General features: G+C 55.4%; 24 protein-coding genes. 12 read left to right on the top strand and 12 right to left on the bottom strand.

What is annotated here, in order from left to right:
• Positions 1-43 precede the first annotated feature (43 nt).
• A complete protein-coding gene (locus WJU16_RS00580; protein ID WP_341836381.1) occupies positions 44-271 on the top strand; it encodes a helix-turn-helix domain-containing protein in 228 nt (75 codons plus the stop codon).
• 117 nt (positions 272-388) lie between these two features.
• Here the strand turns inward: WJU16_RS00580 and WJU16_RS00575 are convergent, their stop codons facing one another.
• Genes WJU16_RS00575 through WJU16_RS00560 form a run of 4 tightly spaced genes read right to left on the bottom strand, consistent with a single transcriptional unit; the run spans position 389 to position 4939 of the window.
• The gene (locus WJU16_RS00575) at positions 389-1579 is read right to left on the bottom strand and encodes a M20 family metallopeptidase (RefSeq protein WP_341836380.1); all 1191 of its coding nucleotides are present in this window, start codon (positions 1577-1579) and stop codon (positions 389-391) included.
• 7 nt (positions 1580-1586) lie between these two features.
• Entirely contained in the window at positions 1587-2624 is a 1038-nt protein-coding gene (locus tag WJU16_RS00570; protein ID WP_341836379.1) for a dihydrodipicolinate synthase family protein, read from the bottom strand.
• A gap of 26 nt (positions 2625-2650) precedes the next feature.
• Entirely contained in the window at positions 2651-3667 is a 1017-nt protein-coding gene (locus WJU16_RS00565; RefSeq protein WP_341836378.1) for an NAD(P)-dependent oxidoreductase, read from the bottom strand.
• Between the two features lie 21 nt (positions 3668-3688).
• Complete coding sequence (locus WJU16_RS00560) at positions 3689-4939, bottom strand: Nramp family divalent metal transporter (RefSeq protein WP_341836377.1); 1251 nt, start codon at positions 4937-4939, stop codon at positions 3689-3691.
• A 427-nt stretch (positions 4940-5366) separates the two neighbouring features.
• Here WJU16_RS00560 and WJU16_RS00555 point away from each other — a divergent pair, with 427 nt between their 5' ends.
• The 5 genes from WJU16_RS00555 (at position 5367) to WJU16_RS00535 (ending at position 11177) form a co-directional block, all read left to right on the top strand.
• Positions 5367-6410 (top strand): Gfo/Idh/MocA family oxidoreductase, encoded by a 1044-nt coding sequence (locus WJU16_RS00555; protein ID WP_341836376.1) that lies wholly within the window; start codon positions 5367-5369, stop codon positions 6408-6410.
• 13 nt (positions 6411-6423) lie between these two features.
• Entirely contained in the window at positions 6424-7764 is a 1341-nt protein-coding gene (locus WJU16_RS00550) for a Gfo/Idh/MocA family oxidoreductase (protein WP_341836375.1), read from the top strand.
• A gap of 17 nt (positions 7765-7781) precedes the next feature.
• A complete protein-coding gene (locus tag WJU16_RS00545; RefSeq protein WP_341836374.1) occupies positions 7782-9152 on the top strand; it encodes a sugar MFS transporter in 1371 nt (456 codons plus the stop codon).
• Positions 9133-10359, top strand: a complete 1227-nt coding sequence (gene nagA / locus WJU16_RS00540; protein ID WP_341836373.1) for an N-acetylglucosamine-6-phosphate deacetylase — start codon at positions 9133-9135, stop codon at positions 10357-10359. The genes WJU16_RS00545 and nagA overlap by 20 nt, the downstream gene beginning before the upstream one ends.
• Positions 10360-10427: 68 nt before the next feature.
• Positions 10428-11177, top strand: coding sequence for a glucosamine-6-phosphate deaminase (locus tag WJU16_RS00535; RefSeq protein ID WP_341836372.1), 750 nt, complete (start codon positions 10428-10430; stop codon positions 11175-11177).
• Here WJU16_RS00535 and WJU16_RS00530 read toward each other — a convergent pair.
• A complete protein-coding gene (locus WJU16_RS00530; protein WP_341836371.1) occupies positions 11174-12235 on the bottom strand; it encodes a substrate-binding domain-containing protein in 1062 nt (353 codons plus the stop codon). The genes WJU16_RS00535 and WJU16_RS00530 overlap by 4 nt on opposite strands.
• A gap of 74 nt (positions 12236-12309) precedes the next feature.
• Between WJU16_RS00530 and WJU16_RS00525 the strand changes: the two genes are divergently transcribed.
• The gene (locus WJU16_RS00525; RefSeq protein ID WP_341836370.1) at positions 12310-13317 is read left to right on the top strand and encodes a glycoside hydrolase family 43 protein; all 1008 of its coding nucleotides are present in this window, start codon (positions 12310-12312) and stop codon (positions 13315-13317) included.
• A gap of 68 nt (positions 13318-13385) precedes the next feature.
• On the opposite strand, the gene WJU16_RS00520 is transcribed toward WJU16_RS00525, so the two are convergent.
• The 5 genes from WJU16_RS00520 to WJU16_RS00500 form a co-directional block, all read right to left on the bottom strand.
• Entirely contained in the window at positions 13386-13946 is a 561-nt protein-coding gene (locus tag WJU16_RS00520) for a GDSL-type esterase/lipase family protein (protein ID WP_341836369.1), read from the bottom strand.
• Positions 13947-14120: 174 nt separating this feature from the next.
• Positions 14121-14915 (bottom strand): SDR family oxidoreductase, encoded by a 795-nt coding sequence (locus WJU16_RS00515; RefSeq protein WP_341836368.1) that lies wholly within the window; start codon positions 14913-14915, stop codon positions 14121-14123.
• Positions 14916-14937: 22 nt separating this feature from the next.
• Positions 14938-16086, bottom strand: coding sequence for a hypothetical protein (locus WJU16_RS00510; RefSeq protein WP_341836367.1), 1149 nt, complete (start codon positions 16084-16086; stop codon positions 14938-14940).
• The gene (locus tag WJU16_RS00505; RefSeq protein WP_341836366.1) at positions 16073-17068 is read right to left on the bottom strand and encodes a DUF2157 domain-containing protein; all 996 of its coding nucleotides are present in this window, start codon (positions 17066-17068) and stop codon (positions 16073-16075) included. Before WJU16_RS00505 ends, WJU16_RS00510 begins: the two co-directional genes overlap by 14 nt.
• A gap of 22 nt (positions 17069-17090) precedes the next feature.
• On the bottom strand, positions 17091-17945 hold the full coding sequence (locus tag WJU16_RS00500; RefSeq protein WP_341836365.1) for a pirin-like C-terminal cupin domain-containing protein: 855 nt from the start codon (positions 17943-17945) through the stop codon (positions 17091-17093).
• 86 nt (positions 17946-18031) lie between these two features.
• Here WJU16_RS00500 and WJU16_RS00495 point away from each other — a divergent pair, with 86 nt between their 5' ends.
• From WJU16_RS00495 to WJU16_RS00485, 3 genes are all read left to right on the top strand, one after another.
• Positions 18032-18637, top strand: a complete 606-nt coding sequence (locus WJU16_RS00495; RefSeq protein WP_341836364.1) for a hypothetical protein — start codon at positions 18032-18034, stop codon at positions 18635-18637.
• Complete coding sequence (locus WJU16_RS00490) at positions 18634-19131, top strand: helix-turn-helix domain-containing protein (RefSeq protein ID WP_341836363.1); 498 nt, start codon at positions 18634-18636, stop codon at positions 19129-19131. The genes WJU16_RS00495 and WJU16_RS00490 overlap by 4 nt, the downstream gene beginning before the upstream one ends.
• Before the next feature lie 252 nt (positions 19132-19383).
• A complete protein-coding gene (locus WJU16_RS00485; RefSeq protein ID WP_341836362.1) occupies positions 19384-20313 on the top strand; it encodes a bifunctional helix-turn-helix transcriptional regulator/GNAT family N-acetyltransferase in 930 nt (309 codons plus the stop codon).
• Between the two features lie 3 nt (positions 20314-20316).
• Here the strand turns inward: WJU16_RS00485 and WJU16_RS00480 are convergent, their stop codons facing one another.
• Complete coding sequence (locus WJU16_RS00480; protein ID WP_341836361.1) at positions 20317-21507, bottom strand: heparan-alpha-glucosaminide N-acetyltransferase domain-containing protein; 1191 nt, start codon at positions 21505-21507, stop codon at positions 20317-20319.
• 152 nt (positions 21508-21659) lie between these two features.
• Positions 21660-22124 (bottom strand): DinB family protein, encoded by a 465-nt coding sequence (locus WJU16_RS00475; RefSeq protein ID WP_341836360.1) that lies wholly within the window; start codon positions 22122-22124, stop codon positions 21660-21662.
• Between the two features lie 403 nt (positions 22125-22527).
• Here WJU16_RS00475 and WJU16_RS00470 point away from each other — a divergent pair, with 403 nt between their 5' ends.
• Positions 22528-24165 (top strand): carboxyl transferase domain-containing protein, encoded by a 1638-nt coding sequence (locus WJU16_RS00470; protein WP_341836359.1) that lies wholly within the window; start codon positions 22528-22530, stop codon positions 24163-24165.
• A 329-nt stretch (positions 24166-24494) separates the two neighbouring features.
• The gene (gene rnhA, locus WJU16_RS00465) at positions 24495-24968 is read left to right on the top strand and encodes a ribonuclease HI (protein ID WP_341836358.1); all 474 of its coding nucleotides are present in this window, start codon (positions 24495-24497) and stop codon (positions 24966-24968) included.
• Positions 24969-25051 lie beyond the last annotated feature (83 nt).

The raw sequence follows: 25051 nt of genomic DNA, 5'->3' as shown, positions 1-25051 counted from the left end.
ATACGAGGTCAATATATTTTCTGCTTTTCTTCAATTTGGCCGGATGGATGAAATCCGTGACGATAAATTGCTAAAAGCCCTGGGCGCGCGGTTCAAGCAGCTGCGCGAACAATCGGGCATGAGCAATCGTGAGTTCGCGGATCGTGCGGGTATCGGTCATGCCCAGATCAACAGGATCGATACAGGACAGGTCAATGTGTCCATCAGTACCCTTAGCGCCATTGTCAAACAACTGGGTATCTCCCTCAGCGATTTATTTAACGGCTTATAACTATTTCCGTTCCGGATTTTCTTTAATGCAAGGTCTTACTGGTTTGTGTGTACCTGTAAAAAGAAAAACCGGTTGCATAATGAGTGCAGCCGGTTTCTTTTATAGAATTTTTTAACGTCAGGATGCGCCCAGCGAACGTAGCGCCAGCCAAGCCATCAGTCCGGCCCCGATTTCGAGCGATTGCTCGTCGGCGTCGAAAGTAGCGGTATGCAGTCCCGAGGTTATGCCGCGTTCTGCATTGCCGACGCCGAGCCGGTAGAAGCAAGCGTCGGATACCTGGGAGTAAGAGGCAAAATCTTCCGCGGCCATCCAGACAGGAAGCGTTACAACGTTTTCCGCGCCCATGTATTCTTCTGTCAGCGCGCGCACTTCGGCCGTCAGTTCTTCGTGGTTGATCAGCACCGGGTAACCTACACGGATATCCACCTTGCAGCTGCCCCCCATGCTTTCTGCAATGGATTTCGCCATCCGGCGGATGCGCTCATGCGCGTCGAAGCGCCAGGTTTCGTCCAGCGTGCGGAAAGTGCCGTCGATGATCACTTTGTCGGGAATCACGTTATGCGCGCCGTCCGCGATTACTTTGCCGATGGATAATACCGAAGGCATCGTGGGATCGGCGTTGCGGCTCACGATCTGCTGGAATGCCAGGATCATATGACTGGCGATGATCACGGGGTCGATCGTGGTATGCGGCATTGCGCCGTGGCCGCCTTTTCCGTAAACTTCGATATAAATTTCATCCGCACTCGCCATGTACCTCCCGGGCCGCATGCCGATCTTGCCAACCGGCAGCTCCGGCATCACGTGCTGGCCCAGGATACGGGCGGGTGCCGGGTTGCGAAGCACACCTTCCGCGATCATCATACTCGCGCCACCGGGAATGGTTTCCTCACCCGGCTGGAAAATAAGCTTTACCGTGCCGGCGAACGTATGACGCAACTGCAGCAGGATTTCAGCGACACCGAGTAACGATGTGGTATGCACATCGTGCCCGCAGGCGTGCATTACACCAGGGTTTTGCGATTTATACGGCACATCGTTCAGCTCCGTGATCGGCAATGCGTCCATGTCGGCGCGCAGGGCGATCACCTGGCCGGATGGGCCTTTCGTTCCTTCCAGCAGCGCCACCAGCCCCGTATTGGCCATTCGGGTATACGAAATCCCCAGCGCATCGAGCTTTGAGGCGACGAAGGCGGCGGTTTGCGTTTCTTCGAACGACAGCTCCGGGTGGGCATGCAGGTGCCGGCGCGTGGCAACGGCTTTGTCCTGCAAACTGCGGGCGATTTCCCGGATCTTTTCCTTCAGCATATCGGCATTAAATTTTGTCTTTTTCAAGGAAGGCGCGCACGAATGCATCGTCGGTCAGTTCCGGATATTCCCGGATCACACGGTCGATTTCTTCGGCCTGCCCCGGCGACAGCACCTCGTGGTCGCTGAGGCACCAGGTCCCTTCCATCAGCCCCTGCCTTCTCAACACTTCGTGCAGCCCCGCGATGGAGCCTTTGAACGAGTGGGAGGGGTCAAACAGCGCGGCGTTCATGTCGGTGACGGCGATGTTGGTGCTCAGCAATCCAGCGTCCAGCGGATTGGCTTTAATTTCGTTGAACTGTTCCACCACTTTGCTCGTCCACACCGACCAATGTCCCAGCAATCCGCCTGCAAAGCGTTTTTCTACAATCTTACCGTTTACCGGGATTTTGTAGACGGTGAGCAGGTCGGCCACGATGTTATCGTCGTTGCCGGTGTACATCGCGATCTCATCGCGGCGCTCCGAGTGGCAAACGGCGCGGAACACGTCCAGCGTCTGGTATCGGTTGAAGGGCGCGGTTTTGATGGCGAGCAGGTTGGGGATGTCCGCCAGTTTGCGCCAGCAATCGTAGCTCAATATACGACCTCCGACAGAAGGTTGGAGATAAAAGCCGAAAACGGGGATCACTTCCGCTACGGCCGCTACGTGCTGCACGAGTTGGTCTTCGGAGTAATCTTTCAATCCGCCCATGCTCACGAGCCCGATATGATAGCCGAGGTCCCTGGCGATGCGGGCTTCATTGACGGCCTGTTCGGTCGGCCCGGCGATACCGGCCACGCGGATGAAGGGGCGGTCGAGGTTCGCTTTATCGATTTCTTCCGCGGCGAGGCGGAGCACGCGTTCGTAGAGATTGAACTGCGGCCAGCGGATCTCGAATTGGGTGGTGTGTACGCCAACGGCCACGCCGCCGGCGCCGGATGCGATGTAATACCGGGTGAGCCTGCGCTGGCGGGCTTCGTCGAGCTGGCGGTCAGCGGTGAGCGCCAGCGGGTGCGCGGGAATTACGGTGCCGCTATACAGTAATGATTTGATGGATGCGTCCATATTTTGTGCAAACGAAAGGTCTTGAATTAGAATTTACCGGTCCTGGTTTGGAAATGGGTGGGCTTTTTGATGGTAGCGCCGCCTCCCTGGAACCATTCGAGCGTCATGCGGATCATGTCGCGGAGGGTTACTTTGGGATAGCCGAAAAGGCGGAAGCTTTCGGCGGCATTGCTGAGGAGCGCGGTGTCGGATTCTTCGTTGACGAACTGCGGCGTTTTACCGGCGAGCTTGCCGAATTCTTCCGCGATCCAACGAACGGAGGCTGTTTCCGGTCCGGTGATGTTGAGAAATTTGGCGGGATGGGAGGTGTGCAGGAAAGAGCGCAGCGCGTACTCGTTTGCATCGCCTTGCCAGATCACGTTAACGTGGCCCATGCGGAGGTCGATGGGGGATTCGTTCACCACGGATTTGCAGATTTCCAGGAGCACGCCGTACCGGAGGTCGTTGGCGTAGTTCAGGCGGTAGATGAGCAGTTCGGTGCCATATTGTTGGGAGAAGTGCTGGAAAATGCGCTCGCGGCCGAGGGAAGACTGGGCATACTCGCCGATGGGGCCGGTGGGTGTGTTTTCGTCTGCGCCCCCGGAGAACACGGGCACTAAGGGATATACGTTGCCGGTGGAATAAACCACGATTCTGGAATTCCGGTATTTTTCCGCCACGCGTCCGGGGAGGTAGGCGTTCATGGCCCAGGTGAAGGCCTCCTTGCCGGTGGTACCGAATTTGGTGCCGGCGAGATAGAGCACGTTTTTAGCATCGGGGAGCGAAGCGAGGTCGGCTTCGTTCAGCAGGTCTGCGGCGATGGCTTCCACGCCGGCGGCTTCCAGCTCTTCGCGGAGGCCGGGTTCGGAAAGCCGGCTCACGCCTATCACGCGGCGCGGAACACCGGAGGCGTCTACGGCTTGTTTGGCGAGTTTGGCGAGGCTGGGGCCGATTTTACCGCCCACGCCGAGAATGAGGATGTCGCCATCAAGGCGGGCAATGTCTGCTATCAGGGCTTCGGAAGGCTGCAGCAGTTCTTCAACGGTTGAGAATATTGTGTCCATGTCGTATTGTTTGCAATGTTGTCAGGAAAAGAATAAAGTTTTGATGTTGCTGATCATCAGCAATGCCATGATAACGAGCCCGATGGCGCCCACGACCTTAATGAAAGGCGGGTTTTTCATGGGGCCCATGATTTTTTCGTCGTTCGCGATCAGGTACAGCGCCACGCCGATGAAAGGCACGACGAAGATCGTAACGGCCTGTGCCAGCACGATCAGTTCCAGCGGCAGCTTCCCGAAAGAAATGGCTACCACGGCGCCAATAACCATGATTACCCCGATAAAGAAACGGACCATACCGGATTGCAGAGTGCCGCCATAGCCGAGGGCATCGCCGAGGAGGGTGCCGCCGAGGGCGGCGTTGCCGATAACAGAAGAAAAGGAAGCGCCGAAGAGGCCCGAAAGGAAGAGGGCGGAGGCGAAGTTCCCGAAGATGGGTTCCAGCGCTACGGCCATATCCGTGGCTTTGGTGACTTCAATATTGCGGGTGTTCAGGACAGCGGCGCCGCATACCATCACGATGGCGGCGAGGACGCCGAGGATCACCATGCCCGGAATGGTTTCGCGGCCGGTTTGTTTAACACCCGGGTTCAGCCTTTTGCGTTCCTGCACGAGGTAGGATTGGTACAAAGCGCCTACGATGGAGAAGCAGGATGCCATGAAAGCGATCACCAGCTGCAGCGAGCCCTCCGGCACCACGGGCACCAATCCGGCCGCCATACCCGACACCGAAGGCTTGGTAAAAATGAAGGTAGCGATGAAGGCGAGCAGCATCAGGGCGATGAGAACGATCATGATCCTTTCCATCGATTTGTAGAAACTGCGGAAAAACAGCATACCGATGGCGGTCATGGTGAATATGATGATCCAGATATTGGGGCTTGTATGGGTGGCTTCGCCGATGGCGATACCCGTACCAATGGAATTACCCGCCTGGAAGGATGCGCAGACGAGGAATACGCCCACACCCACGGCCGTTCGTACGCCCTTGCCCCATTTGCGGCCGATGGTGGTTAAAACGGATTCGTTGGTGGCGATACCGACCCTGGCGCTCATAACAGCGAAAACAATCATAAAGAAAATAGCGACCAGCACCAGCCACAATAAGCTGTACCCGTAACGGGCGCCCATCATGGAGGTAATCGTGATTTTGCTGGGGCCGAACACGAGCGCGGCCGTGATAAGCCCCGGCCCGATGGCCTGCAACCATGCTTTCCCGCGGCTGGTGGCGGGAGCAGTGGCGGATGGGTGCGCGGTGGCTGTTGATTCTTCCATAAACCTGTATTTTTTTATTCTGATCTGGTTGTTGTTTTACGGGTGCGTACACGAGGCGTGGATTCCAATGTAGCCGTGCGTTCTAAAGTGACGTGGATCAATTACCGTGTACGTACCCGAAAGTACATTTCAATTCCGGAAAATGCAAATATTTTTCTGTCCTCAGTAGGTTGGGGCAGGGGATAGACTATAATATATGCAGAAAGGTAAATTATTTTTTTCTGCCCCCTTTCCCTTGCATTTTGAAATATGTTTGCCTATTTTACAGCATGCGACTGCCTTTATCCTCGGCGCGCATCCTGACAGGTTGCCTTCGTGCAACCATATTAAAGCAGTATTTACGGGTACGTACCCGACTTTACGGAAACCAGCATCAGCCAAGCGATTATCCAACCGTCAAAACACTAAAAAAATTGAAGATATTGCCATGAAACAACGTTATGACCGCCGACAGTTCCTCCAGACCATGACCGCCGCCGGGATTGGCGCGGGCCTCACCGCCAGCCGACCGCTCCGCGCCATGGCCCTTTCCGCCGACCCCATCCGCATCGGGATCATCGGCTGTGATACCTCGCACGCCGTCGCCTTTGCCAAAAGCTTCAATAAGGACGTTCCTTCTCCCGGACTGGAAGGCTTCCGCATCGTTGCCGCATTGCCGGAGGCAAGTCCTGATATCGAAAACAACCAGAAACGTTTCCCGGGTTACCCGGAAGAACTGAAAAAGCTCAACGTGGAATTCGTTTCCTCGATGGAGGACCTGCTCGCCAAATCCGATGTCGTCATGGTGGAATCCAACGACGGGCGCCCCCATCTCCGGCAAGCCCTTCCCGCCATCAAAGCCGGGAAGAAAGTGTTTATCGACAAACCTATGACCGCCTCGCTCGCGGAAGCCATCGAAATATTCGACCTTGCCGAAAAACATAACGCCGCCGTGTTCTCCGCGTCGTCCCTCCGTTACATGGAAGCCGCGCAAGCCGTCTCCAATGGCTCGATCGGGAAAGTTTTGGGCGCTGAAGCATACAGTCCATGCGCCCTCGAAAAAACGCACCCGGATCTGTACTGGTACGGCATTCATGGCGTGGAAACGCTTTGCACCGTGATGGGCACCGGCTGCGTTTCGGTTTCCCGGACATCTACCGCCGATACCGATCTGGTCGTAGGCGTGTGGGATGGCGGAAGGATCGGTACTTTCCGGGGCATCCGCAGCGGAAAGCAGGATTATGGCGGAAAAGCCTTCGGAGAAAAAGGTATCGTGGAACTGGGGCCTTACAAAGGCTACGAACCTTTGCTGCTGCGCGTAGCGGAGTTCTTCAAAACGGGCGTTTCTCCCGTTACCCGCGAAGCAACGCTAGAAATCCTCGCCATCATGGACGCGGCCGACGAAAGCAAGCGCCGGAAAGGCGCCGCGGTTACCGTGGCCTCCATGTTCGAAAGAGCGAAAAAACGCAAACGCAAAACATCTTCTATCTAAAATAATTCCCGCTATGGAAAAATCACGCAGAACATTTTTAAAACAAGCCGCGAAAGGTTCGGCGATAATCGCCGCAGGCGGTATCCTCCCGGGATTCAGCGCCAAAAGCTATGCTTCCGTCCTGGGCGCCAACGAGCGCGTGAGAATAGGAGTAATGGGCGTGAATGCGCGCGGACTGGCATTGGCGCAGAACTTCGCCAAGCAACCCAATTGTGAGGTGGTATCCATCTCCGACGTCGACAGCCGCGCTTCGCTGAAGTGCATCGCCAAAGTGGAGGAAATCCAAAAGAGGAAACCTTCGGATGTTCCGGATTTCCGGAAAGCCCTGGAGCAAAGGGATATGGATGCACTCGTGATCGCCGCTCCGGACCACTGGCATGCTCCCGCCGCCATCCTGGCCTCCAAAGCCGGGAAGCACGTGTATCTCGAAAAACCCTGCAGCCACAATCCCCACGAAGGCGAATTGCTCGTGGCGGCACAGAAAAAATACAAAACCGTCATCCAGATGGGCAACCAGCGCCGTTCCTGGCCCAATGTCATCAAAGGCATTCAGGAATTAAAAGACGGCGTCATCGGCCGCGCGTATTTCGGAAAAGGATGGTACACCAACAACCGCAAGTCCATCGGCCGCGGCAAAGAAGCCGCCGTTCCCGAATGGCTGAACTACGATCTCTGGCAAGGCCCCGCACCCCGCAAGGCGTTCCGCGATAATCTCATTCATTACAACTGGCACTGGTTCTGGAACTGGGGAACCGGCGAGGCCCTCAACAACGGCACCCACATGATCGACCTGCTGCGCTGGGGCATGGGCGTGGAGTATCCTGTCCGCGTAACCTCTTCCGGCGGGCGCTACCGGTACGAAGACGACTGGGAAACTCCGGACACGCAGGTCATCAATCTCGAATTCGACAACAATTCGAGCATGACCTGGGAGGGCAGGAGCTGCAACGGCAAGCCGCTGGAAGGAAATACGGTAGGTGTGGTGTTTTACGGAGATAAGGGCTCGCTGATGATCGACGGCAACGCTTACACCATTTACGACCTGGATGGCAAAGTGGTGAAAGACGTGAAAAACGATTTGAAAATTGATGCGCGCAATCTCACCAATCCGGCTGAAGCCCTCGACGCGCTGCACTTCCAGAACTTCTTCGACGGCATCCGCAAAGGCGCGCCGCTCAACAGCGATATCCTCAGTGGCCACCAGAGCACGTTGCTTTGCCAGCTGGGCAACATCGCCCTGCGCACAGGCGGCACACTGCATACCGATCCCTCCAACGGAAGGATCAAAAACAACAAGGAAGCGCAAAAGTTATGGAAACGAACGTACCAGCCTGGCTGGGAACCGACAGTTTAAACCCGTAAAACCGGCCTATGCGGACACCAACCGGAATGGTAGACCCTGGCTCCCTGAGCCGCCGCGACACGCGGATTTCCATCCTTATCATCGGGATGTTGTTTTTCATCTTCGGCTTCGTGTCGTGGGTGAACGCCATCCTGATTCCCTATTTCAGGATCGCCTGCGAGCTTACCAGCCTGCAGTCGTACCTGGTGACATTTGCGTTCTATATTTCTTACCTGGTGATGTCGGTTCCGTCATCGTACCTGCTGAAATCGATTGGTTTCAAGAAGGGGATGATGATTGGTTTCTGGGCGATGTCGTTGGGGGCATTCCTCTTCGTACCTGCCGCCCTCATGCGCGCATACCCGCTTTTCCTGTTGGGGCTTTTCACCCTGGGGGTCGGGCTGGCCGTGCTGCAAACCGCCGCCAATCCTTATATCACGATCCTCGGTCCGAAGGAATCCGCCGCGCAACGCATCAGCGTGATGGGGATTTGCAACAAATTCGCCGGGATCATCGCCCCGCTTATCTTTGCGGCAGTCATACTACGCGTTACCGATACCGACCTGGAGCGCACCCTTCCATCCCTGGACCCCGTCGAAAGGGCCGCAGTGCTGGACGCGTTTATCCGCCGGGTAATGGTTCCTTATGCCGTTTTGGGGACCGTATTATTCGCGCTGGGGCTCATGGTACGCTTTTCCCCCTTGCCAGAAATCAATACCGAAAACGAAAGCCGGGAAACGGCAGCGGTGAACAGGGGCAGGAAGAGCATTTTCGACTTCCCGCATCTGATCCTCGGCGCCGTGGCGATCTTCCTGCATGTAGGCACACAAGTCATCGCCATCGACACCATCATTTCCTACGCGGGATCGATGGGCATTCCTTTGCTCGAAGCCAAAGCGTTTCCGTCGTATACCCTGGGCGCCACGATTGTGGGGTATTTCATCGGCATTCTCCTGATACCCAAATTCGTGAAACAGGTAAACGCACTGCGGTTTTGTACAGTGCTGGGAGCGGTGCTCACCGTTTGCATCGTGTATATGCGGGGGATGGTCAGTGTTTTCGGGCATGAAGCGGATATTTCCATCTGGTTCGTGGTGATGCTGGGATTGGCCAACTCACTTGTTTGGGCAGGCATCTGGCCGCTGGCGCTCGACGGGCTGGGCCGGTTCACAAAACTTGGCGCGTCGGTACTGATCATGGGGCTTTGCGGCAACGCGGTGCTGCCGCTGGTGTACGGATATTTCGCCGATATAGCGGGAGAGCGCAGCGCTTATTGGGTACTGTTACCCTGTTATGGGTATCTCATGTACTACGCGTTTTACGGCCACCTGGTCCGCAGCTGGAAATGGACGCGCACACCTGTATCGTCAAAGCAGTCGTATGAACTATCGGAAAATTAAAATCGTCAACGGCAGGATCATCACCCCATACCGCGTCATCAACGGCGGCACGGTGCTGACGGAGGGCAGCCGCATCCTGGCCGTGTCGGAAGACGATATACCCGCATCTGATGCGCAGGTACTTGATGCGCAAGGGCTTTACATCTCGCCCGGGTTCATCGATATCCATGTGCATGGCGGGGGCGACAGCGACTTTATGGACGGTAGTGTGGCCGATTTCCTTACAGTCGCGGAAACGCATATGCGTTACGGCGCCACGGCGATGGTGCCCACCACGCTGAGCAGTGACACTGAAAGCCTCCGGCATGCCGTGCGCACATATGAAGCAGCGCATCTCCGCAACACGAAAGGAGCGTCGTTCCTCGGTATGCACCTGGAAGGGCCTTATTTCGCCATGAACCAGCGCGGCGCCCAGGATCCACGGTTCATCCGCAACCCTGATCCCGCCGAATACGCATCCGTTCTGGCGGAAACGAATGCCGTGGTACGCTGGAGCGCCGCCCCCGAACTGCCGGGAGCGCTGGCGTTCGGATCGTTCCTCCGATCGAAAGGCATTTTACCCGCTATCGCCCACACTGACGCGATCTATGAGGAAGTCCTCGATGCATGGGAGCATGGATACACCCACGCCACACACCTGTATTCCGCCATGTCAGGCGTTACGCGGCGGAATGCCTTCCGCTACGCCGGCGTCATCGAAAGCGCGTTCCTGCTCGACGATATGACCGTGGAAATCATCGCCGACGGCGTTCACCTGCCGCCGGCTTTGCTCAAGCTCGTATACAAATTCAAAGGCCCGGAGAAAACCGCCCTCATCACCGACGCCATGCGCGCCGCGGGCATGCCGCCGGGCGAAAGCATCCTGGGCGACCGGCGAAACGGCCTGAAAGTGATCGTGGAAGACGATGTCGCCAAACTGCCCGACCGTTCCTCCTTTGCGGGAAGCGTTGCCACCTGCGACCGGCTGGTTCGCAATATGGTGCGGCTGGCCGACGTGCCGCTTGCGGATGCCGTTCGTATGATGACCAGCACACCCGCGGCCATTATGAAGGTTTCCGGGACGAAGGGCTCCCTGGCCACGGGTAAGGATGCGGACATCCTGCTCTTCGATGCGGATATTCATATCGACACCGTCATCATCAACGGTGAGATCCGCCACCGTAGCAACACGGCGCGCTCTGTACTGACGGAACCGCGATCAGACTGAAACCAATAATTCTACCACAACGCTGCGGCAGCCACAGAGCGCCGTCCGGCAAGAAAACCTGTCAACATATGCATACATTTGAACGAATCAACGTACACCAGTTTGAGGACAGGCGCCGGATGGGCGCTGCCGCGGCGGCTGCGGTAGCCCATCGCATACATTCCCTGCTTGCAACGCAGGAACACATCAGCATGATTTTCGCCGCCGCGCCTTCGCAGCAGGAATTCCTCGAAGCGTTACGCGCAGATACATCCATCCCCTGGCATCGCATCCTCGCTTTTCATATGGACGAATACCTCGGGCTGTCCGCCGATGCGCCCCAGGGTTTTGGCAATTTCCTGGAAGCACGGCTGTTTGGCCAGGTGCCTTTCCGCGCGGTGCATTACCTCAACGGACAAGCCACCGATGCCGCGGCCGAATGCGCGCGCTACGCACAACTGTTGAATGGCGGAACCGATATCGTTTGTATGGGAGTGGGGGAGAACACGCACATCGCGTTCAACGATCCGCATGTAGCGGATTTCAACGATCCGGTGTTGGTGAAGGTGGTGGACCTGGACGATGCCTGCCGCCGGCAACAGGTGAACGACGGCTGTTTCGCCACATTGGAAGAAGTGCCCACGCATGCGCTGACGCTGACGGTTCCGGCGCTGCTTTGCGGGAAATACATCTACTGCATGGTGCCCGGTCCCGCAAAAGCGGAAGCGATCCGGCATACATTGCACGCGCCTGTCAGCGAACAATATCCCAGCACGATCCTGCGCACGCATCCGCATGCGGAGTTGTATCTCGACAAAGACAGTGCCGCTTTGCTCTAATTTTTGTAATACATGTGATTTTCCCGGGTGATGATGTCGATCGGCATGAAGTACTCCTTTTCGACCGGCGCGCCCAGCACGAGGTGCTGGTAAAGCGTCATGATGCCACGATAGGCTTGTTCCTGGGGTTTCTGGCAGATAAGGAAATCGATCATGCCTTTCTGGAGCCATGCCACGTTATCGGGGAGGAAGTCGTATCCCATGACCAAAATATCTCCTTTCCCGGCGGTTTCCAGGTATCGCGCCACGTATCGCACGCGTGAGCTGGTCACAAAGATGGCTTTTATGGCAGGATCCGCCGCCAGCGCTTCCGCCAGCTTTTTCTCCACGGTAGCATCACTGCTTTCACGCACATCCGCCTTCACGATGCGCTCCGGTTGCTCCGCGAAATACGCCCTGAATCCTTCTTCCTTCCGTAACAGGGGATGAATGCCTTCGATCTGGCGGGTCATGTTCACCACCATGATTTTATCTTGCGGCGCCAGGCAGTAAGACATGAGATGTGCTGCGAGATAACCGCTGCGGAACAGTTCGGGGCCGATATAGGAAAGGCTGTCGAGCCCGGGGATGCCAGAGTTGATAAAAACGAAAGGAACATTTTTCTCCTGCAGTTCACGGCAGAATTCCGTGGCTTCGTCAATGAAGAGCGGCGCCAGCAACACCCCATCTACTGGATTCTTCAGCAATTGCTTCGCGGCTTTGGGAAAAGAAGAGCGGTCGTTGAAATCAAAGAAGTGGCGTTCGATGCGCACACCCATTTGACGGATCTCTTCTTCCGCCTGCCCGACACCTGCCAGCAGGATTTCCCAATATGCGGTTTCGGTGGTAACGGCAGGAAGGAGGATCGCGAGGTTCAATATTTTCCGCGACGCCAGCCGGCTCGCGATAATGTTGGGCTGGTAATTCAGTTCCTGGATGATCTTTTCGATCCGCGCCCGCGTTTTGGCAGATACGCCTGACCTGTTATGGATCACCCTGTCCACCGTGGCGATCGATACCTTAGCCCGGCGCGCTATTTCCTTTACGCCGTTCGGCTGTTCTGGTTGTTTCGCTTTCATGAAAATTAAGCTGTACGTGTACGTACCCGAAAGTAGTAAAAAAGAATTGAAAGGGATATTTTATTTTGTGCGGCATGAGAACCATCTTATTGACCCTGACGCTCATTCAGGCCATGCTTTTCGCCCACGCGCAGGATTCCACGTTCACCAATCCACTGCTCCCTTCCGGAGCCGATCCGTATTCTTTTTACAAGGACGGATACTATTATTACACACATACCACCGCCAATTCCGTAGTGTTATGGAAAACACGCAGCCTCACAGATCTGCAGTCCGCCCAGCGCACCACGATCTACAAGCCCACGGAAAACAACGCCTGGTCGAAAGATGTTTGGGCGCCGCAGGTGCAATTCCTCCGCGGCAAATGGTACGCTTACTTCGCCGCCACCGGCGGTAAAAACGCGCAACATCGCATGTACGTCCTCGAAAACCCTTCGCCCGATCCCATGACTGGCACCTGGACTTTCAAAGGCCAGGTTACCGACGCTACCAACAAATGGGCGATTGATGCGGATATTTTCGAATACAAAAAGGAATTGTATATGATCTGGTCGGGTTGGGAAGGTGATGTCGACAAACAACAGGATATTTATATCGCGAAAATGAAAAACCCCTGGACCATTTCTTCCGAACGTGTGCGCCTTTCCGTGCCAGAGCACGAATGGGAGAAAAGCGGTCAGAAAGTAACGGTGAACGAAGGCCCGCAGGCCTTGTTCCATGGCAAGAAACTCATGATCGTTTATTCCGCCAGCGGCTGCTGGACGGACCATTACGCGCTGGGCCTTCTCCGTTTTTCCGGCAAAGGCAGCCTCCTGGATTCTGCACAATGGACCAAACATCCCGAGCCGCTGTTCAAGACTTCTGTCGCCAATAAAGTATGGGCGCCGGGGCATAATTCCTTCTTCAAAAGTCCCGACGGCAAAGAAGACTGGATCCTTTACCACGCCAACTCCCAACCCGGATGGGGCTGCGGCGGTAAGCGCTCACCCCGCATGCAGCGCTTTACTTTCACGAAAGACGGAATTCCTGTTTTCGGGGAGCCCGTGGCGGAAGGGGTTCGGTTGAAGAAACCTTCGGAATAAAGCATTTCACTAAATAATAAAGAAAGGCAGGCCGGATAGGCCTGCCTTTCTTTATGCTGCTGGATTCGTTACTTCAAACCCGTGATCGCCTTCGCCATCTGCTCCGCCACAAAAGCATTGCCCGCTTTATTGAGGTGAACGCGGTCGGTGGTGAGAATCCCTTTCTCTTTATTCTCCGGATTGTTGGCGGTCTCATAATCGAGGAAAGCCTTGCGGAGGTCCACCAGCGGGAGGTTTTGCTCTTTGCTGATCGTGCGGATCAGGCCGCTGTATTTGTCGAGATCGGCATCCTGTTCGTTGGAGCCGTCATGTTTCTCGCCGATTACAGACGGTGTGCAGACGATGACCTTCGCGCCGTTGTCCTGGATTTTCTTGATGAGGGCTTTGTAGAAGCCGCCGAATTTATCGAAATCCGTACCGGTACGACTTGATGCTTTATGCCATACGTCGTTGATGCCTACGTAAATCACCACTACGTCAGGCTTCTTTTCCAGTACGTCTCTTTCCATGCGGAGGTAGAGATCGTAAACTTTATTGCCGCCGATGCCTGCGCCGATGAGCTCATACTGCCCGGCGTGCGACTTCTCCAGCAGGCCGTTCAACTGGGTAATGTAACCTTCCGGGCCCACGCCGGCCTGGGTGATGGAATCGCCGAAGAAGATGACTTTTTCTTCTTTTTAGCTACACCTGCCGACAACAGAGCCACAGCGCCGAGCGCGAAGAGAAGCATGGAGAGTTTTTTCATAAACGCTGATATTATTTGGATGGAACAAAATAGTAAAAAGTCCCCATAAATACCAGTGTTATACGATTGTTGGCACCAGGCCGCCTTCCACCCGCAGTGCGGCGCCATTGGTGGCCGACGACAGCGGGCTGGCGATATAAGCGATCATGCTCGCGATTTCCGACACATCAGCAAATCGCTGGATGAGCGAAGTTGGGCGCATGTCCTTAAAGAAATTTTTCTCCGCTTCTTCCGGCGTAACACCTTGTTCGGTGGCCAGTTTAGCTAGGAAATCCATCACGCCTTCCGACTTGGTGGGGCCGGGGAAGATCGTATTGACGGTGACGCCGGTGTTCTTCGTCCTTTCCGCCAGCCCCCGGCTCACGGCCAGTTGCGCGGTTTTGGTCATGCCGTAGTGGATCATTTCCGAAGGGATCATGACAGACGATTCGCTGGAAATGAAGATGATGCGCCCCCAGTTTTTAGCAATCATTTTCTGGAAGAAGTGGCGGGAAAGGCGGACGCCGCTCATTACGTTTACTTCGAAGAATCGGTACCAGTCTTCATCCGGGATTTCTTCGAAAGCTTTCGGTTCGAAGATGCCGGCGTTGTTGACGAGGATATCGACGGAAGGGAGTTTATCCATGAGCCGCTGCACGTCATCCAGTTTGCTGAAATCGGCGGCGATGCCGGAAACGGGACTATTGGGCACGAGGTCTTTCAGTTTCTGCACGGCTTCTTCCACGCGGGCTTCCGTTCTGCCGTTGATAATCACGGAGGCGCCTTCCTGGAGAAGGAGCCTGGCGGCGGCGAACCCGATTCCCTGGGTGCTGCCGCTGATGAATGCGGTTTTGCCTTTCAATTGTAAATCCATATGCACAGTTTTTAAGTGCTGGTTAATATTCTCCGCCGGCGCCCCCTCCGCCGCTGGAGCCTCCGCCGAAGCGGGTGGTTTCCGCAGGCTGTGGCGCATGTTGCATCGTTTCCGCGACGATGAGCCCTTCCAGCTGCTCCGCGCCGAAGCTGCGGGTGTTCATGGCCTGCGTGGTAAAACCGCGTTTGGGGGTTTTGAGATACTGGTGCACGATGTACGACACGGCGATCAGCCCGATCCCACCCAAAGCCATCGCCGCTTCCAGGGGCAAAACGGCATGGTAGGCCCGCACGGTGAAAACGGCGGCGGCGATCAGGATGAGGCCCATTGCCAGGGGAATCCTGTCCTTCTTCCGCAGCCCCATCCAGATGTAAGCGGGCGGTAAAAGTAACGATAATGTCCAGAAGAGCCATGGGAGCGGGGGACTACCTTCCATCCCCAATAATTCCCGCCCCGCGTGATGCACCGCAAAATAGTTGCCCGCAAGGTAAAATGTAGCAAGCGCAGCCAGCCGAAACACCGATAATGCCAGTTCGTAATGCCGGAAACGGAATTGCCGCTGCATCCGGGTGAATTGGAAATACCCCGTGCCCGCAACCGCCATTATCAAAAACGGCAACGCGTAACGCGCTCCCGGCAAATACCAGATCGCCAGGTTCACCACCAGCATCACCCCGCAGCACCAGGTGCCCAATGCAATGCCGGGATTGGAAGTGCGGACGGTAAACCAGCTGCCCAAAACACTCAGCAGGGCGAATAGCAGCACAGGGGATTGGTTTTCCATCAACGAAACCAGCGATATCCCGATCATCAATACCGACATCCACTCCAGTCCATCGTCCACGCCCGAGCGGTAATGCCGGTGCGTCGCCATCCAGGACTCCAGCGCACCATATGCCAGGATGCCCCAGACGATGAAAAATACTTCGATGGAACGCAGTGCGCCATCGACCATCAACAGGAAAATCAAACCGGCCGCCAGCAGCACCACCAGCATGGTGGCGAGCATGAGCCCGATGCACACGAATATGTTTGGTGAATAAAGGGAATATGGATGCGCCGCATTAATCCGCTCCGCCGTTTCAGGCGCGATCATGCCGGCATCTACCGCATCTTCCGCATCCTGGCGGATCAGGCGGTTATCGAGCTGCGCGGTGTTATAAATGAGCATCGGACTTGAGTTTGCGGTTAAGATGAATGAGCAGCTTCGCCATAAAAATGGATGAGGCGATGAGATACAGGATCGACAGGTAAACGACGCCCATTTCCAGCGACTCCCAACCCTGCACGAGGGTGAAAATAACGAGGTACCCCGCGCCGATGTACCCGTAAACCACGGTCACGAGCAAGAAGTAAAACGACCGGAGCCGGATGCCCAGCAGGTAATAAAACATAAGTGCCGCAATGAGCGCGGGCGTATACAGCAGCAGCAGGCCGTCCGCGAAAAACATCCCCGACAACGCGCCGATACAGAAAATATGCACGTCGAAATTGTAATACGTGAACGAGAAATGCGCTTTCTTCCTGAAATGCGTGCTGGCATAACCCGCCAGCGTAAGCACTCCGCCCGCGATCAGCGCCGTATTGATCAGCCGGTTTTCCAGGCCGAAGGGATTGTTGGTGAGGATATGCATTGGTGTGATGGCGATCCCAAGCCAGGCCGCGAAGTTCGTAATGGCGAGGCTCAGCACGCCCAGGTGGTCGAAATAATAAGCACTGACGAACAACACCACCATCGGGATGAAAGTAGCGCTGCCCAGCCGGTAACCGAATACTTCGTATTGCCCTTGCAGGTAGGTGATAAACGAAATGAAAAGCAGGCAGCCGAGCAATACCACGTAGTCCCACCAGGCGTTGGGGGATTCCGCTTTCTGCCAGGTAAACGGCGCCTTGTGTTTGTTGGCATACCAGAAACACGCGCTGCACAGCAGCCCGATCACGGCGAGAATGGCCTGGTGGCCGATGGTGTCGATGTTTTTGTAGATGAGCGTTCCCAGGCCGCCGCTGAGGAGCAGCACGCCCAGGTATAGCAGGGTTTTGAGCTCCCAGTGCAGGGAGAACAACCTGCTGCCTTGCTGCGCTTCCAGCCGGAGGCGCTCCGTTTGGCTCAGCAGTCCTTCGTCGGCCAGTTGGCGGATGAATGTAGGTCGCATTTGTGGGGTTTGGATGAGCGAATCAATATTGCAGCGTACCGAAAACGCCGTTGCGGTAATCTTCCAGCGCCTGTTCCACTTCCCCGGCCGTATTCATGACGAAATTGTCTTTCGCAGCAATCGGCTCATTGATGGGCTCGCCGGTCAGGAAAAGAATGCCCGCGTCGGAGCTGGCCGTCAACGCGATTTCATCGCCCTCGGTATCGAAAACGTACAATTGGTGCATTGTGGCCGCGGTACCGTTTACCATTACCTGTCCGCGGTAAACATACAGCAGCGCCGGGTCGCCGGGACGGGCGGACAAATTCACCGTCTTACCCGCGGCAATGGTGCCCACGATGGCTGTAATCGGCGTAAAGCTCTTCATCGGGCTCTTTTTGCCTTCCAGCTCCCCGCTGGCCAGCCGGAGGCGGACGCCATCCTGTTCCAGCACGAAGGGTAGCTCTTCGGCGGTGGCGGCCTGGTAATAGGGATCGTCCCACTTATGGGCTTTGGGCACATTCACCCAGATCTGGATCAGCTCCCAGGTGCCGCCGCGCTTCAGCATTTCTTTCGTTGGGCCTTCGCTGTGCAGCAATCCCTTTCCTGCGAACATCCACTGTATGCCGCCGTCGGTAATAGTGCCGGAGTGGCCGGCATTGTCCATATGATAACCTTCCCCCGAAATCATGAATGTAACGGGAGAGAAGCCCCGGTGCGGATGCGGGTGGATGCGCATGGCGGACCCGGGCGCAATGGTTTCGGGACCGATATGGTGGATAACGATAAACGGATTGGCGAACCGGAAATCCTTGTGCGGAAGCGGTTGTATAACAGTTTCCTCCGGAGTGATCTGCTTGGCCCTGCCGGTCAGCACATGGGCGATGTTCTTCTTCATGGGTTTCAGTTTAAAGGAGCTAACAAATGTAGGCGTTTGACGGAGGTTAAAAAAATGCGATTATCTTTAATGAACGAGTTATCGCCATGAAAATCGATTTGTTTTCCCTCCTGGTATTACTGGGCGCCTTGCAGGCGTTGTTCTTCGGGATCTTCCTGCTGGCTACCCGCACGGAGAACCGTTTTCAGAACCGGATGCTGGCCGGGTTTATGTTCGTTTTCGCCTATAATGGTTTCGAAACGCTGAACTGGTCGTCGGGACTGTATCCCAACATCGTATTTTTTGAGTGTTTTTCCTTCGTCCTGATTTTCGCCGCAGGCCCTTTTTTATATCTCTACGTCCGTTCTTTCGGGCAGGAGGGCAGGCCCTCCGCGCCCTGGCGCCATTTCCTCATCGTGTACGCCGCCCTGACCATCCGGCTGGGATTCCTCGCGTGCTGGGGCCTCTATTCCATCGGGAAGCCTTTTCCGGAGTGGTGGGTGTGGCTGAGCCACGCATTCGACCGCATTGCCGAGCCCTTATCCGTGATTTGGTTTATCGCTTACTGGGGAAGCGCTTTGCACGCTTTCCGGAAAATAAAAATTGGATTAATGGATGTGGCGGCCCGTTGGCTGAAAAGACTGCTCGGGGTGACGGGTATTATCGCACTGCTGTGGGTTGTTACGGTTGTGCTGCCTTACTCAGCGAAGTGACGGGCGCGCAGCAGTATACGGTGATCGAAGTGTGCCTGGTGGTTTTTATTTACTGGATGGGCTTTTCGGCCTATCACCGTACCCGCGTTATTTACGCCGCCCAGGAGCAGCAGTCCAGGTCGTATTTCGATCAGTTGACGGAAGATGAAATCCTCGACTGCACCCGCGCCCTGCAGCACGCTATGGAATCCGACCGCCTGTACCTCGATCCCTCTATTTCCGCGGCGGTGTTGGCAAACCGGATCGGCGTTCCGGTGAAAACACTTTCCGCCGTATTGAACCGCCAGATGGGCAAAGGTTTTAACGAATACATCAACAACTGGCGGGTAGAGGCCGTGAAAAACCGCCTGCTGGATCCTTCCAGCAAGCACCTCACCCTTACCGGCATCGCTTACGAATGCGGTTTCAATTCCCAGCCTACTTTCCAGCGCGCCTTCCGCGCGGCAACAGGATTCTCGCCCGGGGAATTCCTGCGGCGGCAACAGGCCTCCTGAAAAGGAAGAAGCCCGGCAATCCGGGCTCCATCAGCACTTCAATCTAAATTATGCTACTAATATCGCGGGTCACGTTTGCGTGATTCGCCATGCTTGTGACCGCAAATTATCCCCTTCAGCCAGGAATCGCCCACGCGCAAATACGCGAAGTTTTGCGTAGAAATACCTGTTCTACTATTTACTTGCTTCCGTCAACTAAAATATTTGACAAAAGCAAGCAAGATTGTATTTTTACCGGAAATTAACCGCCCGATGTCTGATCACGGTATCATCGCCGACATACGCCAGTTTAACCGCTTCTACACGGCCCAGCTCGGTTTGCTCCAGCAACATATTTTCGACAGCGAGTATTCCCTCACGGAAGTGCGCGTCCTCTACGAAATCAATTTCAACAAACAAACTACCGCCACGGGCATTCGCGAAGCATTGCATATCGACGCGGGTTACCTCAGCCGCATCCTCCGCAAGCTGGAAAAGGCGGGCATGGTGCTGAAACACCCGTTGCCAGAAGACGGCCGCTCGTCGTACCTCACCCTGTCCGAACGCGGCCGGCGGCTGATGGTGAAGATGGGCACGCTGTCCGACGATCAGATCCGCGACATGCTGTCGCACCTGCCGCCGGCCCACCATCAGACCATCGCCGCATCCATGCGGGAGCTCCGCAGGCTCCTCGGCGCTCCTGGCGGCCAGGTAACGCTGGATCAGATCGATATCCGGACTGACCTCCGCCCCGGCGATATCGGGGATATCATCGCCCTGCACGGACAGCTTTACGCGGCCGAATATGGTTACGACCACCGCTTCGAGCACTACGTGATGGAAACCATACACGATTACCTGGTGCACGCAGATCCCCGGCGCGACCGCCTCTGGCTGGCCACGAGCCACGGCCGGCTGGCTGGCGTGGTAGCCATCCAGCACCGCGAAGGCAGGCAGGCGCAGCTGCGGTGGTTCCTCATCCGGCCCGAATACCGCGGCATCGGGTTGGGGAAGGCGCTCATGCAGCAGGCGATGGAATTCTGCAAGGCGCAGCGTTTCAAAAAAGTCTACCTGCTGACTACCGACCAGCAGACGACTGCCGCCGCGTTGTATAAAAAATGCGGGTTTGTGAAAAAGGAATCCACGCCCGCCAGTCTTTGGGGGCATGAATTGTACGAAGAACGCTATGAGCTTGAATTATAGGTGTCAAACGTAACTGAGCCACCATTTGCGGCGATTGCGCTTATACGCCGCAAAGCGCTTGCAGGGGAAGTACAACGCAGCCACAACCCCGATCCAGACGAGGTAAACCACCGGCAGGGAGAATCCGAAGTCCGCCGGCCGGAAAAGGAATGGCGTTTGCGGGTCCACAATCTGCGAGGCATTGTACCCGCTGGCGAAAAACGCGATGACCGTGAGGCCATGAATAAGGTAGAAATGCAGTACGTAATAAAAGAAAGGAACGCTGCCATACACGTTGCATACGGCGGTAAATCCGTTGCGCGCATGTTCGAGCGCGGCGAGGGCGAGGAGCCCCGGCCCGATGGTGGCGCAGGTGTATAACAAAGAAGGCGGGTATTTCTGGACATTGAAGAAGGAAAAGAGGGTTTGGGAAAGCGTATGCCAGGCTTCCCAACGCAAAGGATCACCATAAACGTTCACGGCGCGCAGGAGAAAGAACAGCCCGATCATACCCAAACCCACAGTTACCAGCACCGATTGCCGCATGCGGGATGAAATATCCGCCGCAAACAAACGCCCGCAGCCATATCCCATCATCATGACGCCCACCCAGGGCAGGAAAGGGTAGAGGACAATCGCACGGTGCCCGGGGAAAACCTCGTGCAGCGCGAACGTCCGTTTATGCGCGAACTCCCACAGCAGTCCTGGCTGGAAACCGGGTTGCGCTTCGTAAAAGTCCAAAATATTATGTGAAAGGGTAATAGCCGCGCCCAGCGCCAGGATGGCGCCCCAAGGCAGAAACACGAGCAACGACAGCAGCACGAAGCTTACCCCGATGGCCCAGATCACCTGCAGGAAAAACAAGCTGAACAGCGGATTGAAAGAAAGCCCGAGCGACACAATGGTGACTTCCACCACAATCAACCAAAGCCCCCGTGTTAAAAGGAATTTGCTGATTTCCGCTTTGGTTTTGCGGCCGTTCATGAGGAATACGGAAAGCCCGGAAAGGAAAACAAATATCGGCGCGCAGAAGTGCGTTACCCAACGGGTGAGATACAATGCGGTATGGGTGGTTTCCGGATCGAGCGGGTCGGAGGTCATGGCACCGGTATGGAAGAAGTCGCGGACATGATCCAGCGCCATCAGGATCATGACGATGCCGCGTAAAACGTCGATGGAATAGACCCGGTCGCGGGATGGGGTTGGGAGCACCATGGCATGGAATTATACCCGAATATAATCATTTCCGGCGCAGCGAAAGGAGGCTTTGCATTTTAAAATAATTATATATTTTCGTTCACGATACCGGTAACGGTACTTTTAACCATTTCCTAGTTAGAAACGCCGCTTTTTAGCGGCGTTTTTCATTAAGTATCAGCGTATTTCCGGATCAGCACGATTTGCCCCAGGTGATAGGCGGCATGCTGGAGCACGCCTTGTATGTAGTAATAGGCGTTGTGTTGCGTGTTAGGGACGTTGGACCAGAGTTTTTCTTCCGGGAAGTTGCGGATGGTTTCCACCATATGGGTGATGGAATGGTCGAGCCGCAGGAGGGTAGCCTGCCAGTTGTTATCGCCGTGGTTTTCCGGGAAATAGAAATCGGGAAGGTCGCCTTCCTGCTCCGGTTTTTCACCTTTCAGTTTGCGGTCCACGTTCTGGTGCCAGAAAATGAGATGGTTGACGAGTTCCCAGATGTTGTGCGAAGTATCGAAGCGGCGGGATGCCTGCGTGGCGTCCATTTCCTGGAGGTGCTCCATCAGCGTAACGTCGAGCCAGGGTTGGCCCTGGTAAATGTGTTGCAATGCTTCGGATAGTACTACGGGTAAAGACATATGGTTAGATTTTGGATATACATGCAATTAATGTTCCATTCGCGCCACTTCTGTTCCAAATTTAACACTACTTTAGGCTTGAAAATCAATTACTATACCTTTTGCATTTTAGTTACTCGGCATGATAAGTCAATTTAAACAATTGCTGGCCACGATACTGATACCGGAAATCCTAATACGCAGTTATTCTTAATAATTCCGCTCTTAGCGCTGACTGGCTGGGTTGCAAGTCGTTTATTTCGGTCAAACGGCCAAACCTCGCCGCTGAAACCAAAGCAGAAAAGAAGATCATGCGGCGGAAACAGCGGAATCTCGCGATGCGAAAAGCGGGCAAGCATTGATTTCCGGGATTGTTGGCCAGAATGCTGTATTCCCTTACATTTAACGAAATTATCGCCACATTATGGATAAACAGCAAATGGAATTCAACCGGAACGAAGATCAATTGAAATTGTTGGTCAGCACCATGAAACAAAGGCTGGCCGTAATCGAACAGGGAGGAGGGAAGAAAAGCCTGGAGAAGGTCCGCCAACGCGGCAAACTTACCCCGCGCGAGCGCATCGCCAAACTCATCGACAAAAACAGCACTTTCATGGAGCTCGGCGCTTTCACAGCTTACGAGATGTACGCCGAACACGGAGGATGCCCGGCCGGAGGTACCGTGGCCGGTGTCGGTTACGTGAGCGGCCGGCTCTGCATGATCGTTGCCAATGATATGACCGTGAAAGCGGGGGCCTGGTTCCCGCTCACTGGCAAAAAGAACCTGCGCATGCAGGAAATCGCCATGGAGAATAGGTTGCCGGTCATCTACCTGGTAGATTCCGCCGGCGTTTACCTGCCCATGCAGGACGAAATATTCCCCGATAAAGAACACTTCGGCCGCATCTTCCGCAACAATGCTAAGATGAGCGCGATGGGCATCACCCAGATCGCGGCGGTAATGGGGAGCTGCGTGGCCGGTGGCGCTTACCTACCCATCATGAGCGACGAAGTACTGATGGTGGAAGGCAACGGCTCCATCTTCCTGGCGGGCCCTTATCTCGTGAAAGCCGCCATCGGGGAAGATGTGGACGCAGAAACCCTGGGCGGCGCAGTGACGCATACGGAAATCTCCGGCATCGCGGATTACAAATTCAAAACAGACGAAGAATGCCTGGAACGCATCCGGCATATCGTTTCCCGCATCGGTCAGCCCGCCACCGCAGGCTTCGACCGCATCACACCCGTAGCACCGGAAAAGAATGACGATGAAATTTATGGGCTCATCCCGGCCGACAGCTCCCGGTCTTATGACGTGCGCGAGGTGATCGCCCGCATTGTGGATGGCTCCGTGTTTGAGGAATATAAAGAGGATTATGGGCAGACGATCCTCTGCGGTTACGCCCGCATCGAGGGCTGGGCCGTGGGCATCGTAGCCAACCAGCGTAAGATGGTAAAAACGAAAAAGGGTGAAATGCAGATGGGCGGGGTGATATATAATGACTCGGCCGACAAGGCCGCCCGTTTCATCATGAACTGCAACCAGAAAAAAATCCCGCTCGTTTTTCTGCAAGACGTGACAGGTTTTATGGTGGGCAGCCGGTCGGAGCATTCCGGTATCATTAAAGACGGCGCCAAGCTGGTAAATGCCGTGAGCAACAGCGTGGTGCCCAAGATCACGGTGATCATCGGCAATTCATACGGCGCGGGCAACTACGCCATGTGCGGCAAGGCTTACGATCCGCGGTTCATCTTCGCCTGGCCCAACGCCAAAATCGCCGTTATGGGCGGCGAACAGGCTGCCAAAACGCTGCTTCAGATCCAGGTGGCCTCGCTAAAGGCAAAAGGTCAGGAAATCACTCCGGAAGCAGAAGCCAAACTCCTTAAAGAAATCACTGACAAATACGACAGCCAGACCACGCCCTACTACGCCGCGGCGCGCCTATGGGTCGACGAGATCATTGATCCCCGGAATACCCGCCAGACCATCGCCCGCTGCCTCGAAGCCGCGAACCTCGCGCCGGTCGAAGAGCCCTTCCGGACCGGGGTCATCCAGGTATAAATTCGCCGACAGGCACCAAACAGGCTTACTCTTGAAATCGCACGCGCACCCAGCGATAAGCGAACTGCAGGAGTAAGCCTGTTTTGCATTGCGCCAACCTGCATGCAAACCGGGTTGCCGGGTACTTGCCCTTGTCATTTGCCTGTCAGCTGAGCTACCTCTAAGCTACCATTAAGCCACCTGCAAGCCACCTATGAGCCATCCTCATAAAAAGATGGCTCATAGACGGTTTAGATGACTGTTGTAGGCTTGTTTGATTAGGTATAGCTTTAAGAAACGGCAGGTTGAAGTATTTTCCATTATTTTTGCTGCCTTAAACCCGACAGGCTTTGACGAACCAGACGAACCAGCAATTGATAATTTATACCGACGGCGCCGCCCGAGGCAACCCCGGCAGGGGAGGCTACGGCATTGTGCTGATCTGGGGCAATATCCGCCGCGAGCTTTCCGGCGGTTACCGGATGACCACCAACAACCGCATGGAATTGCTGGCCGTCATCGTAGCCCTGGAAGCGCTAACGCGCGAAGGGCTGGACATCCAGGTGTATACCGACAGCCAGTACCTGGTGAATGCGGTGGAGAAGGGATGGCTATGGAACTGGGTTAAAATCGGATTTAAAGACAAGAAGAACCGCGATCTCTGGGAGCGCTTCATTCCCCTGTACCGCCGGCACCGCGTGAAATTCAACTGGGTGAAAGGCCATGCCTCCAATCCTGAAAACAACCGGTGCGACCAGCTGGCCACCGAGGCTGCCGATGGCGGCAACCTGCAGGTGGATGTGGGTTACGAACGCGGCGAATAATTCCGGAAAATATAGTAAATTAGTCACGTCTTACAGCAATTAACTATTTGAACCGTCAGGCATTCAACTTGAACCTTGAATCC

The organism is Chitinophaga pollutisoli (assembly GCF_038396755.1).
In the GTDB taxonomy this organism is placed as follows: Bacteria; Bacteroidota; Bacteroidia; order Chitinophagales; family Chitinophagaceae; genus Chitinophaga; species Chitinophaga pollutisoli.
Note: the sequence above shows the minus strand (reverse complement) of the source record. Positions and strands in the feature narration are given on the sequence as shown.

What these genes read in the sequence shown, in the direction of transcription:
- WJU16_RS00580 (WP_341836381.1), top strand. Translation starts at nt 44, where the DNA reads ATGGATGAAATCCGTGACGATAAATTGCTAAAAGCCCTGGGCGCGCGG.
- WJU16_RS00575 (WP_341836380.1), bottom strand. Translation starts at nt 1,579, where the DNA reads ATGCTGAAGGAAAAGATCCGGGAAATCGCCCGCAGTTTGCAGGACAAA.
- WJU16_RS00570 (WP_341836379.1), bottom strand. Translation starts at nt 2,624, where the DNA reads ATGGACGCATCCATCAAATCATTACTGTATAGCGGCACCGTAATTCCC.
- WJU16_RS00565 (WP_341836378.1), bottom strand. Translation starts at nt 3,667, where the DNA reads ATGGACACAATATTCTCAACCGTTGAAGAACTGCTGCAGCCTTCCGAA.
- WJU16_RS00560 (WP_341836377.1), bottom strand. Translation starts at nt 4,939, where the DNA reads ATGGAAGAATCAACAGCCACCGCGCACCCATCCGCCACTGCTCCCGCC.
- WJU16_RS00555 (WP_341836376.1), top strand. Translation starts at nt 5,367, where the DNA reads ATGAAACAACGTTATGACCGCCGACAGTTCCTCCAGACCATGACCGCC.
- WJU16_RS00550 (WP_341836375.1), top strand. Translation starts at nt 6,424, where the DNA reads ATGGAAAAATCACGCAGAACATTTTTAAAACAAGCCGCGAAAGGTTCG.
- WJU16_RS00545 (WP_341836374.1), top strand. Translation starts at nt 7,782, where the DNA reads ATGCGGACACCAACCGGAATGGTAGACCCTGGCTCCCTGAGCCGCCGC.
- nagA (WP_341836373.1), top strand. Translation starts at nt 9,133, where the DNA reads ATGAACTATCGGAAAATTAAAATCGTCAACGGCAGGATCATCACCCCA.
- WJU16_RS00535 (WP_341836372.1), top strand. Translation starts at nt 10,428, where the DNA reads ATGCATACATTTGAACGAATCAACGTACACCAGTTTGAGGACAGGCGC.
- WJU16_RS00530 (WP_341836371.1), bottom strand. Translation starts at nt 12,235, where the DNA reads ATGAAAGCGAAACAACCAGAACAGCCGAACGGCGTAAAGGAAATAGCG.
- WJU16_RS00525 (WP_341836370.1), top strand. Translation starts at nt 12,310, where the DNA reads ATGAGAACCATCTTATTGACCCTGACGCTCATTCAGGCCATGCTTTTC.
- WJU16_RS00515 (WP_341836368.1), bottom strand. Translation starts at nt 14,915, where the DNA reads ATGGATTTACAATTGAAAGGCAAAACCGCATTCATCAGCGGCAGCACC.
- WJU16_RS00510 (WP_341836367.1), bottom strand. Translation starts at nt 16,086, where the DNA reads ATGCTCATTTATAACACCGCGCAGCTCGATAACCGCCTGATCCGCCAG.
- WJU16_RS00505 (WP_341836366.1), bottom strand. Translation starts at nt 17,068, where the DNA reads ATGCGACCTACATTCATCCGCCAACTGGCCGACGAAGGACTGCTGAGC.
- WJU16_RS00500 (WP_341836365.1), bottom strand. Translation starts at nt 17,945, where the DNA reads ATGAAGAAGAACATCGCCCATGTGCTGACCGGCAGGGCCAAGCAGATC.
- WJU16_RS00495 (WP_341836364.1), top strand. Translation starts at nt 18,032, where the DNA reads ATGAAAATCGATTTGTTTTCCCTCCTGGTATTACTGGGCGCCTTGCAG.
- WJU16_RS00485 (WP_341836362.1), top strand. Translation starts at nt 19,384, where the DNA reads ATGTCTGATCACGGTATCATCGCCGACATACGCCAGTTTAACCGCTTC.
- WJU16_RS00480 (WP_341836361.1), bottom strand. Translation starts at nt 21,507, where the DNA reads ATGGTGCTCCCAACCCCATCCCGCGACCGGGTCTATTCCATCGACGTT.
- WJU16_RS00475 (WP_341836360.1), bottom strand. Translation starts at nt 22,124, where the DNA reads ATGTCTTTACCCGTAGTACTATCCGAAGCATTGCAACACATTTACCAG.
- WJU16_RS00470 (WP_341836359.1), top strand. Translation starts at nt 22,528, where the DNA reads ATGGATAAACAGCAAATGGAATTCAACCGGAACGAAGATCAATTGAAA.